The sequence below is a fragment of the Sphingomonas sp. CFBP9019 genome, assembly GCF_034045155.1.
Lineage (GTDB): Bacteria > Pseudomonadota > Alphaproteobacteria > Sphingomonadales > Sphingomonadaceae > Sphingomonas > Sphingomonas aerolata.
Map to the genome: position 1 here is coordinate 1 of NZ_JAXCWK010000012.1, position 12,846 is coordinate 12,846.

At 61.5% G+C, this 12,846-nt stretch carries 7 protein-coding genes; 2 read left to right on the forward strand and 5 right to left on the reverse strand.

Annotated elements, in window-relative coordinates:
* The first annotated feature begins 1,373 nt into the window (after positions 1–1,373).
* Positions 1,374–1,982 (forward strand): recombinase family protein, encoded by a 609-nt coding sequence (locus SOM18_RS19120; protein ID WP_320482227.1) that lies wholly within the window; start codon positions 1,374–1,376, stop codon positions 1,980–1,982.
* A 502-nt stretch (positions 1,983–2,484) separates the two neighbouring features.
* On the opposite strand, the gene SOM18_RS19125 is transcribed toward SOM18_RS19120, so the two are convergent.
* From SOM18_RS19125 to SOM18_RS19145, 5 genes are read right to left on the reverse strand one after another with little or no spacing between them, the layout of a single operon-like run.
* Positions 2,485–3,384: a hypothetical protein gene (locus SOM18_RS19125; RefSeq protein ID WP_320482228.1), complete on the reverse strand. Its 900-nt coding sequence runs from the start codon at positions 3,382–3,384 to the stop codon at positions 2,485–2,487.
* A complete protein-coding gene (locus SOM18_RS19130) occupies positions 3,384–5,063 on the reverse strand; it encodes an AAA family ATPase (RefSeq protein ID WP_320482229.1) in 1,680 nt (559 codons plus the stop codon). The genes SOM18_RS19125 and SOM18_RS19130 overlap by 1 nt, the downstream gene beginning before the upstream one ends.
* Positions 5,064–5,065: 2 nt before the next feature.
* Positions 5,066–6,271, reverse strand: a complete 1,206-nt coding sequence (locus SOM18_RS19135; protein ID WP_320482230.1) for a restriction endonuclease subunit S — start codon at positions 6,269–6,271, stop codon at positions 5,066–5,068.
* Positions 6,268–7,740: a class I SAM-dependent DNA methyltransferase gene (locus tag SOM18_RS19140; protein ID WP_320482231.1), complete on the reverse strand. Its 1,473-nt coding sequence runs from the start codon at positions 7,738–7,740 to the stop codon at positions 6,268–6,270. Before SOM18_RS19140 ends, SOM18_RS19135 begins: the two co-directional genes overlap by 4 nt.
* Positions 7,737–10,982, reverse strand: coding sequence for a DEAD/DEAH box helicase family protein (locus tag SOM18_RS19145; RefSeq protein WP_320482232.1), 3,246 nt, complete (start codon positions 10,980–10,982; stop codon positions 7,737–7,739). Before SOM18_RS19145 ends, SOM18_RS19140 begins: the two co-directional genes overlap by 4 nt.
* A 240-nt stretch (positions 10,983–11,222) precedes the next feature.
* Here SOM18_RS19145 and SOM18_RS19150 point away from each other — a divergent pair, with 240 nt between their 5' ends.
* Positions 11,223–12,722 carry a sigma-54 interaction domain-containing protein gene (locus SOM18_RS19150; RefSeq protein WP_320482233.1) on the forward strand — a complete coding sequence of 500 codons (1,500 nt, stop codon included), beginning with the start codon at positions 11,223–11,225 and terminating at the stop codon, positions 12,720–12,722.
* Positions 12,723–12,846 lie beyond the last annotated feature (124 nt).

Sequence of the window (12,846 nt, forward strand, 5' to 3'; positions counted from 1 at the left end):
GCGCCGCCGATATTCACGGTTGACCCCCCGAGAAATCACCAAGTGGCGAGCCGTTAAGGCGCGACCCGGATGCCTACTGCTAGGATTTGTATGACAGGAGGTGAATCGTGGATAGAAGCTCAACACTCAGCGGGCCGATACTCAACGCAACCAAGAGTGACACCAGGGATCTCCGTGACAGGGATATACAGCAGCTATCTCCATCTGAAGCTGACGACGTCCTGACGCTGCGGCGGTTTGTTGAAGCAGTCTCGGGGGCGCACGAGACCGAGGCGGATCAGGGGCTCAACGATTGGGCAGCGGCTTTACTTGCTCAGCTCCCGCAACCGCATGATGCAGTCGGCCTACCAAGAATTGCCCGAGCTTATACAACATTTCAGCTGAGTGCTCTGTCCGGTGCTCGGGCCTATAAGGTACGGGTTCGAGTAGACAATAACTTTGGCAGCATACGCGATCGTGTCCGGGATCATGTTCAAAGGATGCTGGACCGAGCGGTTCGAGATCAGACTGCCCGCTTCCTCAAACGGGCGAGGAGCGTAAATCTCCAGGAAGAATGGCGACGACCAAGGTCTCGGCCTTTTCCACACGTGCTACCTTACCTAACGCCGCCCCCCAGAACACGAGACGAAATCTACGTTGAAGAAGCCGGTCTTGTTACGGCTGCTGTTCATTTTGCGTTTTCTCGCTCTGGCATTACGCTGGATGTTAATCATTATTCCGAGGAACCGACAGTTAAACCGGGCCGTGCCACCGCGTGGTCCTGCGGCTTCGCAAACGTAAACTCGTACAATTCAGATTTGGCTCTTGCCATCAATTTGAATGAGCGCGCGATCCGCGACGCAGGTTTTTCGAATAACTTTTGGGCCAGTACGGTTGGACATGAGGTACTCCATACGGTTGGTTGGGGACATCCCAAGGGTAAATATCCCGCAGATCTTCCGATTGAAATCTGGCAATGGTGCATTCAAACGGCGGGTGGATCTTTTATAGAGGAGCCGGCCGACATAATAGCTATACGCTGATTTGTACGGGTGCAGGTCAGACAAGAGATGTTCGAGGCGCTTGTATGCACGCAGGAATCGTGTGCGACACGGAGCACGGCATAACGTCACGACTACCCTCCTGTCAGGAGCACGGGTTCGCCATCAGGGTCTGGTGACCGGCGCGGCCACGGCTGACCGCCAAGAAGGTCACCGTCGTACGCTGCACCAAGGCAGTCCCCTCGATCTGAAAGCCAGCACAGCGGTCACTCAGCGTGGATGTCGCGAATGTACTAAGTTTTGCGACACGCTATTGATAACCCGTATTTGCTAACGCTCTGGTGTCGCATAAATTAGTTGCATTAATCACGAATTTCGATACATATTTGCGACATGCTGACTGGCTATGCACGCGTCTCGACCGATGATCAGAATCTGCGGCTGCAACGCGCCGCACTGACCGAAGCCGGCTGCCGCCGCATTTTCGAAGAGAAGGTGTCCGGCGCCAGGCGCGACCGGCCCGAGCTGGCGCGCCTGCTCGACCAGATCCGGGCTGATGACGTGGTGGTGGTAACGCGGCTCGATCGGCTTGCCCGCTCGACCCGGGATCTGCTCGATATTGCCGAGAAGCTCAACGAGGTCGGGGCGGGACTTCGATCAATCGGTGAGCCATGGGCCGATACGACCTCGCCTGCGGGCCGCATGGTGCTGACTGTGTTTGCCGGCATTGCCGAGTTCGAGCGGGCATTGATCTATCAGCGTACCAGCACGGGCCGGGTTGCGGCAAAGGCGAGGGGTGTTCGGTTTGGGAGACCGCCTAAGCTAAGTGTCGAGCAGATCACACTCGGGCTGCGCCTGGTCGGGGAGGGCACATCCGTCCGGGAGGCTGCAAAGCTTCTCAAATGCCACCACGCCACCCTCTACCGGGCACTCACCGCTGAAACGGCGGCCTCGCTGACGACCCGGTCATCGCAGTCGGCAGCCCCGGTTTCGGACGCCTGATGCCGATCCGTCCCGAGCATGTCTTCCTATACCCGATCGACTGGCAACAACTTTCGCGCCATGTGCGGTTCGTGCGGGCAGGGGGCTGCTGCGAGCATTGCGGGCGCCCCCATGGGCAGAAGGTATTTCATCTGCGGGATGGCCGATGGTGGGACCGCAAGCGGCATTGCTGGCGCAACGGCCAAGGTCGACGCGTGCGACGTCCGACAGAGAACATCCTAGAGCACGGTGCCTGGACGCCGGTGGTGCTGGCCTGCGCACACCTCAACCACGATCCCAGCGATAGTGCGCTCCACCAGCTGGCTGCACTGTGTCAGCGCTGCCATATGATCCATGACGGTCCGGAGCATCGGCGGAGGCGCTGGATAAACGCGCACTACCTGCGCGCGCTCGGCGACCTGTTCTATGGTCCATATCCCCCGCTGGGGGCCGAATGGATCACACCCACCCCGTTCAGCATGCTCGATAGCGGACAGGCTAGGATTCGGTGATCCAGATCGCGCTACAGTGTTATGTCGTCGCTAAGAGTGTAGGGCGATGTTGCTGGGTTCGTCGTAGCGAGCCATGCTGCCCAGCCGCCCGCATCGAGGCGTTGGACGCGAACAGATGCGCCAGCCCGACCTTCATCCAGGCCGTGGCCGAAAGTCATGCCGCCCATGTCTGTTAGCACTGCGCGATCGTGAAACGGCTCACCGCCGGGACGTTCTTTCCATCGGAGCATCCGAACCGTGACCCCAGGAGGCAACCTTGGTGCCAACCTATTACGCGCATCCGCGACGAACATGACGGTGGGCGACGCTTGGTCGGAGTCGCGTAGATGCACCGTCACGTGCGTTCCTGGCCTACAACGACCAATCAGTGCTGACAGCGGACGAAGCCAGCGTTCAGAGAAGCCAATATGCGGATCGATAAGGTGGACGGAGCGAGCTATCTGGATCAACGGGGCGGCGACGCTCACAATCCCTGCAGCGGTGCGGGGGACGCTGGCGTAAGCAGACACGCGGCAGGGGGCGCGATCAACCCGCATGTCCACCGCTCGGCAATCACCGGCGCATCCGGTCCCGCCCGCCTCGGTGATCACGGCCTGGAATGGTTCGCGGGCATCTTCGGCTGCCGCGTTAGCGATCCAACCGCCCGGCAGGTTCGGGTATGTACGACCGAGCCTCATCACGCCCTTTTCGTCACGAAGCTCACGCAGGCGCTCAACTACAGAAGTCATTTTTACTTCGCCGAAACCCGCGGCCTCAGCTGCTCCGATCACGGCTCGTGACCAGCGTCCCCCAGCGGCAAAATCAGAAATGATCCGACCTTGGTCGACACCAAACCGATCAACAAGCCCGACAAAACGCTCAAAGCTGCTCGCAATTGCGTCTGGATCGACAGCAAATTCTCCCCACATCATTAGAACAGTTCCGCGCGGCGTTCCGCGAAGAAGCCCTCCGGCCAGCGGTCCAGAAACTCGCCGGTTTCATCCACACGCAAGCGTAATAGCGTAAGACCCGCCTCGCCGGGCAAAGCATAGTTGATGCTCAGCATGGCGGGCGTGACGGTAGGAGCGTCAGGATCGGCTTCGCCCTCGTTGGCCTCGCGAATGCGGCGTAATAGCCGCAACGCGAGGTGCTCGCTGTGCGTCTCGATTAAAAAGGTACGCCCGTTCGAAATGGCCATAGGCGGCATGTCCCCGAAAAGCGCGAGTTGTTCCCCTACCGGTGCGACGCCAAAAGCAAAGAGATCGCCGAGGCCGGTCTGGAGCCGCGGATGTACGTGTAGCTCAGGCTGTTCCACAGCCACGAAGCGCGCTGAGTAATCGAGCGCGGCGACCACCACCGGCAGCAGCTGAGACACGCCAATGCCAATCTCTGCCGGTTCGACGTCCATGCGCCGGGCGACGTCCCGGAGTGTAATGCGGCGCTCCTGGGGGATTTCGTCCCACAGCCGCGCCAGATCAGCAACATCGAGCGGTGTAAGTCCGCGGCCCATGAGTTCGGCAAATGGGCTTGCGGTCGTAACGTGCCGGAACCGCTCCACGCGCACGCCGAAGCCCGAACCAAGCCGCGTATCGCCAGACATCCATGCATCGACCTCTGCCACCGTCTCTTCGTCGAGCTCGGTTAATCGATCCCACGCGGCCAATCCGCTCGTCCAACGCGTTGGATCGGGCGATCGCTGCGGCTGAAAACCGCGGGGCGGTAGCTCGCGCAGCGGGCCGATTGCCACCATAGCTGCCAGCGCGTCGCGCAGCTGACGAAGCGGACCGACGATTAGCGCGTCGAGATAATCCGACAGTGCTTCCTGCTCGCGCAGATCGGCGCGGGGCTGAGCGGTATCCGAGCGAGAGAAAGGGGGTTCGCGATAGCCGCGGGTTTCTGTGTCGGATCGTTCGTGGGACAGGTCGTGCGGATGCGCCTCAAGATCTAGGTGCAGCGGGCGGTCGAGCGGCGGTAAAGCGCCAGCCCATCCGAGCAATCCCACCTGGCAGGCTGGCTTGCCGGCGAACAGCACCGCATCGATGCCGCGCTCGGGATCGTTGTCACTGTGCCCACCTTCGTTGAGGACAGGATGATCGAGGTCGAGCTCGACCAGGTCAACATTCTTGAGATCGGGCGTCGCCTCAACAACGGCGAAACGCTGTCCCATTAGATTGATAGCGAGGCGCCCAACGTAAGGACGCCTGAGCAGGTGGCTCCAGCGCATCGTCAGTTCGACTGCTATTTGCTCAATATGATCCGGCAACATCAACCGGCCAGAATCGATAGCGAAATCGAATCCGTCCATCGAAAGGAACCCGCCAAGCTCGAAAGTTTCCAGCTCGAAGCCCAGCACCATGTCTCGTTCCACGTCGCGCTGGTGGACCAGCGCGCGCCAGCCGCCGAGATCGAGCGAGCCACCGGCGAGCGTGCGATCGGGATCGAGGTTGCCGCGCTCCAGTACCTCGCGGGTATAATGAAGCGCGTGGAGGATACTCGACTTGCCCGCACCATTTGGGCCGTAGAGTAGGGTTACAGGTGCGAGCGCAAGGTGGACGGGCGCGTCACCCACCGCCTTGAAGTTGCGCAAGTTGATGCCACTGAGACGGGCCATGCCTAAAGCTCCCCTCGGAACGCACGCACCGCGAGTGAGGCGTAGAGCGCATCGGCGTCGGCGAGGGCGATGCGAGCCTGTTCTACCATCATGTGTATGCGGTGATCTGCCTCGGCGAAACGGCATTGCTCGATAGAACGCGGGACGATCAACGACAGCGTTCGCAAGCGCTCCTTTGAAATGTTGGGCATGGAGCCGGCCGAGCCGCCGGCTAGTTTTTGTGCCTTGCGCCGTAATGATGGGTGACTGAGCTGTGCCCACAACACAGAAGCTTCCATCACGCCAGGATCTGGCCTTAACCGAAAGATGAGGTCCGACATCATTAGCTGAGACGGATGATCGCGCACCAATGCCGCTGCCGCAACTAATTCAAGCGTATTCTTCCGTGTAAAAAGGACATCACCGTGTGCTACCTCGATAGCAACGCGTGGTGGCGTGTCTGGCGTAAGCGCCTTGTTCTTGGCTGCGACAAAACGGCCTGAAGTTACCGCACTCAGCTTGAGAACCCCCCACTCGCCAGTTTCGGCCGGCCTGGTCTCGCAAACCGGGCTCCATCCGCTGTCAATGGTCGGCACGACCTCGCCCAGCGGCTTAGTTGGCCATCCCATCGGGTTGGTGACGGGATCGCCAAACAAGTGGAGGAAAGTCGCGCTAGCCAGCGCGTCGGCATCGGCCAACGCGGCACGGCGCCGAGCGCGGATGGCGTCCGCCTTGTCCAAGATAGCCGCGATCCGGCGCTGCTCCGCACCACAGGCTGGCGCAGGCACTTTCAAACATCCAACGTCCGATAGGCGGATCGACGGATATGACTCGTTTGGAATCAAGTGCGTCGGCGGGTTCGCAGCCAGCCAACGGAAGAGATAATTGGGGTCTGACTGACCATTGGGAACGAGCGCCGCAAGGTGATTAGTTACGTAAGCGGGCTTCTGTAGCTTATAAACGCGCCCCTTCTTTGCTGACATGCCACTCTTGGCAAACAGGATTGTATCGGCCGGAAAGAGCCGCAACTTATATGTACGGACGGCGCTCTCTGAAACGCGCTCACAGTCATCTTCGCTGCCACCGTTCAGCAAGGCATCGAGGCTCCCCGCCCGGATAAACGGCACGCCGTCGTCGCTGAAATCGTCATGGTTCTGCGGCGCACCCTGACCAGCCGAGACATCTGCAAGCTCACCCAGCGGCAACATCTGCCATGCCGCCGCACTCACGCCAGCATTCCTTCAAGCTCTTCCAGCTCTGCCAGGATCGCGCGCTCATTCGCCTTCATGCGCCTAAGGATCACGGCGGGTACCTCATGCGTCACCTCCGCATGCACTCGCTCGCGCCAGCGGCCGACCGAAAGGTCGTAATTAGCCGAGCGCACCTCCTCTGCCGGTACGACGAACCCGGCCGCGGTGCGGCCCGTTAGGTCCGCGCTGCCTCGTGCCCGCCACCCCGCCAGCGCGGCGGGCAGGTCGTCCTGATCGGCAGGCAGAGGGGTGCGCTTGTCGTCCAGACTGAAGCCGTCGCGCTCTACATCGTAGAAAAATATGTCGCGTGTCTGCCCGCCCTTGGTAAACAGCAGGATGGCGGTAGAAACGCCGGCATAGGGCTTGAACACGCCTGCCGGCAGCGAAATTACGCCGTCGAGCTGGTGACGCTCCACGAGATGCTCGCGCAAAGCGCGGTGCGCGGAGGACGAGCCGAACAGTACGCCATCGGGCACGATCGTCGCCGATCGGCCGCCGGTGCGCAGCATGCGCAGGATGAGGGCCACGAACAGCAATTCGGTCTTGCGGGTCTTCACTGTGCGTGACAGGTCCGGCGAGACGTCGGCACCGTCTAGGTTGCCCTTGAAGGGCGGGTTGGCGAGCACCGCGGTGAACGCGTCGGACGCCAACGTGGCATTATCGCCGCGCATGAAGCCGGTGGACAACGCGTCCTGATAGCGGATGCGCGGTGCTTCCAATCCGTGCAGCTTGAGGTTCATCTCCGCGATGCGCAGCATCGTCACGTCGAAGTCGAAGCCGGTGACGAAGTTACCGCCTAGGTGGGCCCATTGTTCGGGGGTCAACAGGTCGCCGGTCGGGTGCTCACCGCTTTCCGAACTATGCTCGCGCAGGACGCGCTCAAGCGCCGCAACAAGGAAACCGCCGGTGCCACAGGCCGGATCCGCAACGCGATCTTCTGGGCCAATCTCTAAAAGGTCGGTCATGAAGCGGATGATGTGCCGAGGCGTACGGAACTGACCGTTGATCCCGGCGGTGGTCAGCTTACTGAGCAGATACTCGTAGATGTCGCCTTTGGCATCGCCTGTAAGCTCTAGCTGGTCAATCGACGTCACCGCCGTTTTCGCTAAACGCGGATTGGGAATCATGAACTGCGCATCAGCCATCGACCGGCCAAGAGTCCGCAGATGCGGAAATGCCTCGTCGCGCAGGCGGCGCATTAGCTCCTCGCTTGATCCCAGCTCGCGTAGCCGGCTCCAACGGTTAGCTTGTGCCTCAGGGCCGAAGCGGCGGTTGAAGGTACGGCCAGTGCGCCGCTCGAGCGCCTCGTCGCGCGCCTCCGCCGCGTCCATCAGGCGCAGGAAGATGAGATAGGTGATCTGTTCGATCACGGTCAGCGGGTTGGTGATGCCGCCCGTCCAAAAATCGGTCCAAAGCCGATCGATATTGCTGCGCAGTGCAGGGGTCATTGTAGGTCCTGAGTAAAAGGTGCGAAGGGCTGGATCAGCGCGACCACCGCGTCAGCAGTCTCGTCGGGGAAGATCGCGTCCAGTCCGCCCTGGTCGATGGTCGTGAAAGGGGGCTCGTAGAGTGCCGGCACGCCGATCACGCCGTATCGCGCGATCTGGCCTTCAAGAAGCTGAAGGAAGCGGCGTTGCGTGCCCGTAAGACCAGGGTGCCCGGCGGCGAAGGCCGCAAAGCGGTGGCGGAGGGCGGCCGGGTTGACACCGACCGCCTGGCGCAGGAAGCCGCGCAGGCCGTCCGCCTCGCCATAGAATTCGCGCAGTACGGCCATGTCGATGCTCGGCCGACCGACCAACGCCAGCTTGACCAAACGATCGATGTCGGCGGCATCGACTGGCTCACCTGCGCGCAGACGGCGAAGTGCGGGGTCGGTATCAAACAGGTGCCGCAGTTCCTCGTTCACTTCCGCTTCGTACCGGCGCATATCCACTGCGCTGACGCCCGAGCCACGGCGGGACAGGCGCAGGCCGCCTTCGTCCTCGGTCACGTCGTAAACGCGCGGAGCCCCGCCGGTCGTCACTAGTACTGCTAGGTGCATCAGGCCGCGCACGGACCGGCGGAGTGTCTCCAGTGCAGCCGTGTCTGCCGAGTCCCACCAAGTGAGCGTCGCAGCCTGGCCGATCAGGGCAGCCTGCGCCTGCACCTGGGCGAGGTTGGCGGGTAGCTCGACCAGCCGCTCGCGCACGTCCGCTTCCAGGTCTGAGGCGCCGCCCGCACCTGCAATCCGCGCCCGTTGCACGGCGGTGATCTGAAGGTCGAAACGCGCCGCAGCAGGGTCAGACAGGGGACGCCATCCCATCAAAGGCGCAACGTCCTCACGCAGCAGCGCCACGTCTTCACGGGCGAGCCGGTCGAAGAGAGCAAGGTCTTGCGCCTCCCGCTTGGCACGCAGCTTTGCGCGGACCGGCAGGCTGCGCTCGTCCAGGTCGGCGATATCGGCCGCGATCAGCGCACGGGCAATGGTCTCAGCCTGAAAGTTGCCCCCGCCGCGTGCAGCCTGCAGCAGCTCGACGCGCGTGAGGAACAATCGGGTAAGCAGCGGCACAACCGCGTCGGGCGTAGCAGCGGCAGCCTGCTGTCCGAACCGCTCGAAATTGCCCCAGTGATCGAAGATGCGAAAGTGTGTCTTGTCGTGGCCCACCCCGAACAGGTCCGGGCGCAGGCGGGTGCCGCGGCCGATCATCTGGTGGAACTTGACAAACGAGCGCACGGGCCGTGCGAAGACCAAGTTAACGATCTCCGGCACGTCTACGCCGGTATCGAGCATATCGACTGAGATGGCGACACGTAAGACGTCCGCAGGATCCTTAAACCTCTCCAGAAGCTGGTCGGCGCGTTCAACGTTGCTGGTGATCACGCGCGCCGCGTCGCCGAATTGCGGATACATTTCGAGCCACAATCGCAGGAGCAGTTCGGCATGACGTTGGGAACGGGCGAAGACGATTGTCTTGCCAAGTTGGCCGCCGTCGACATCGCGAATGCCGTTTTCTGCCAGCGTACGGAGCACCTGACGGTTAGTGTCCTTGTTGAACACCGCGCGGTCGAGCTCGTCTGAACTATAGTCGAGGCTCTGGACATCAACGCCCTGCTCCTCAAGCTGGCGGACCTGCTCTGCGGTAAGGATATCTTCACGCAGCCCTTCGCGCGAGAAGCGGGTCGAAGCTTCCCATACCTCATAGGGGACTAGCCATCGAGCTGCGATCGCCTCGTCGAGCGGGTAGCTGAACGTTGGCCGCCCGTTCTCACAGCCGAACATTTCGAAGGTGTTGCGCGCGAGGGCTGCGAGCGGGGTCGCTGTCAGTCCTACAGCGCGCGCGTCAAACCAGTCGATCAGCTCACGGTAGACGTTGTAAAGGCTGCGGTGCGACTCATCAGCTATGATCAGGTCGAAGAAGCCAGGATCAAAGGCGCGATATAGATCGTACATGCCCTGGTAGGTCGCCAAAAACACGCGCTCGGGCGGATCAGCAGGCAGGCGGGCATCGACGACGCGGAGCGGCTCGGCGGGTAGCAACGCGGCGAACGCGTCGCGTGCCTGCTTGCGAAGCTCGCGTCGGTCACACAGGAACAGTACGCGCTTGGCCTGACCGGCCGCCAGCAGCCGCTCGGTAATGGCAACGGCCACGCGGGTCTTACCCGTACCAGTCGCTTGCACCACCAGTGCGCGGCGGTGTCCGGCGTCGAACCGTTCGGAGACGCGCGCGACTGCTTCCTGCTGATACGCGCGGGCGTGGACGGACGTGGGCATCGGCTGCGCTGTAATCGGCCGCGCCTCCGTTCGGCGAGCGATCAGGGACCGGAGGCTGCCGCGAGCGTAGAAGCCCCAGACCGGCCGCATCGCTTCGCCCATCCCTGCCGCACTTGGGGCGTCGTTCCAGATCCATAGCTCATAGCCATTGGTGAGGAAGATTACCGGCCGCTGACCGTACGCGGTCTCCATCGCATCGGCGTAGCGACGCGCCTGTTCCGCGCCGGCGAGCGGGTCCCGTGAAGTGCGCTTGGCCTCAACAACGGCAAGCGGTCGAGCGTCCTCGTCCCACAGCACATAATCAGCACGTTCGGCGCCCACCGGAACTTCTCGGCCGATTGCGTTACCCTGCCAGCCTGATTCTAGCAGCAGCCCGTCGATCAACTCGGTGCGCGTGTCAGCCTCGTTCAGCTCTACCGCGCGAGCTGCACGTGCAACCGCCTCAGCAGCAGGACGCGGCTCGGGCTCGGCGGGCGGTGCTGATGCAAGCGCGACGGACGGCTCGGCCGCCTGGGCCAGCGCGGAATCGTAACCCGGCAGCGTGTCTATCGAAAGCTGGTCGACCAGCACGAGCAACAGCCGACCGACATCATGCGCCTGGCGCACGGCCAAACGAACCTGATCGGCGCTCGGCTCGCCGCCGTGGGCTGCATCATTACCCAAACGGCGCAAGGCATGCAGTCGGGCAATCACCGGCTCGGGCAAAGCGCGCGCAAACAGATCAGCCTTCATCAAATCGAAGAGGTTTGATCCAGCACCCGGCAGCGGCAGCTGCCACCGGCGATATAATTGCTTCACAAGATGTTCGACAAACAGCCGCAACTGGATTGCCGCCGCGACCGGCTCCGAGTCCGCATGCCGATCGGCGAACGCGCCAGCGGCTGCCAGCGCAGGCCAGCGCTCGCTTAGCGCTGCAAAGTTGCCGTGTCCTGCGACCATGTGTTCAATGCGCTCCTCGTTATTCCCACCGCAGACACGGTTCCGGCTTTGGGATACCGACGCCGTTCTCAACGAGGAAGCGATTTGGTTCGATGTGTGTGGAGTAGTCACGGACAAGATAGAGCAAAGCTCGTGCCAACTCGTTTCAACCCTTCATAATCCACGCGTTCTCGCAATCGCGGCACTTTTTATTGCTACTACGCAAAAATTCTTGCATTTCCAAGTTATATGCGAGTTCTTGTGTCTTGGATCGGCCTGGCAGACCTAGCGGCGTTTCGCGAGGGTTTGTTCGATGGCGCCGGCCCGATCGGAGCAGCGTTGACCGCACAGAAATTCGATCGAGCGCTGCTGTTGGCTAACCACTCTCCCGGAGATGTGGACAATTACGCCACATGGCTGCGGGGTAGGGCACCTCACGTCCATATCACCACACACTTGGTGCCATTGTCAGGGCCCAGCGCGTTCGCCGAAATTTTTGCCGGCGTCGCACGCGTTCTAGATGACCATATAGCCGAGCTACGCGAAGCCCTGGATGTGGCACTCTATCTGTCGCCAGGAACGCCAGTAATGGCGGCTACTTGGTTGATCTTGGGCAAGACTCGCTATCATCAGCTGGCAATCAGCTTCTTAGAATCATCTCAAAGGACCGTGTCGCGCCTTGATGTTCCGTTTGATCTCGCGGCGACTATCCTGCCAGACGTACTGCGTACTGCCGACGAACGCATCGCTCGCCACGCACGCGGCGTTGTCCCTCATGATGCGGCGTTTGATGCCATCCTCCACCGCAGCGAGCCGATGCGGCACGTTGTTAATCTTGCCCGAAAGGCCGCGCGTAGCACCCTACCTGTCCTGATTGAGGGCGAATCCGGCGTAGGCAAGGAACTACTGGCACAGGCCATTCACAAGGCAAGTCCCTTTGCCACCGCACCCTTGGTGACAGTCAACTGCGGGGCCATACCGGAACACCTCGTCGAATCCCTGCTGTTCGGGCATCGGCGAGGTGCGTTCACCGGGGCGACGACCGACCACGTCGGTTATCTGGAGGCCGCGGCAGGGGGAACGCTATTCCTCGATGAGATTGGTGAGCTGCCGTTAACGGTGCAGGTTAAGCTGCTCCGTGCGTTGCAAGAAGGGGAAGTAATGCCGGTTGGCGCTACACGCGCTAAGCAGGTGAAGTTCCGGATCGTTGCCGCCACCAATCGCGAGCTTCATGATGAGGTGACCGCGGAGAGGTTTCGGGAGGACCTATTTTATCGACTGTGCGTGATCCGGCTAACAGTGCCACCACTGCGTGAGCGTGGAGATGACCTGTCGTTTCTCGTCGACAAATTGCTTGCTCGAATGAATGCGGAGACGGAAACAATGGCACCGCCGAGGCTGCTGTCGGAGGATGCCCGTGCTCTGCTTCTCGCACAGCGATGGTCTGGCAACGTGCGCGAACTCCAGAACACCCTGCTACGCCTCCTCTTCCTGACCGACGCTGCTATAATTACCGCTGAGCATGTCCGCAGCGCCCTACTGCCCACACCAATGCCCGCCGACATCAGCATTCTCAACCGGCCGCTTGGAGGGGCGTTTGATCTTAAGCAGGTGCAGGCGGAACTCACTTGCCATTATATTGAGCGCGCGCTCGACCAAGCGCGGGGCGGCATCAGCCAGGCCGCGAGATTGCTCGGCACGAGCCGTCAAAATCTCTCCAATTGGATGAAAGAGACAGGGGCCGACGAACCGCTTCCGTAGCAGGGCGACGACATAGGACGCCTAGCACCGTCACATCAGTCGGCTATGCGATGCAGCCAGCGCTGAAGCTTGGGCCAATCAAGTAGATTGATCACCGGCTAGCACGATCCCTAGCGATCAGGCA

What these genes read in the sequence shown, in the direction of transcription:
- SOM18_RS19120 (WP_320482227.1), top strand. Translation starts at nt 1,374, where the DNA reads ATGCTGACTGGCTATGCACGCGTCTCGACCGATGATCAGAATCTGCGG.
- SOM18_RS19140 (WP_320482231.1), bottom strand. Translation starts at nt 7,740, where the DNA reads ATGACCCCTGCACTGCGCAGCAATATCGATCGGCTTTGGACCGATTTT.
- SOM18_RS19130 (WP_320482229.1), bottom strand. Translation starts at nt 5,063, where the DNA reads ATGGCCCGTCTCAGTGGCATCAACTTGCGCAACTTCAAGGCGGTGGGT.
- SOM18_RS19125 (WP_320482228.1), bottom strand. Translation starts at nt 3,384, where the DNA reads ATGATGTGGGGAGAATTTGCTGTCGATCCAGACGCAATTGCGAGCAGC.
- SOM18_RS19145 (WP_320482232.1), bottom strand. Translation starts at nt 10,982, where the DNA reads ATGGTCGCAGGACACGGCAACTTTGCAGCGCTAAGCGAGCGCTGGCCT.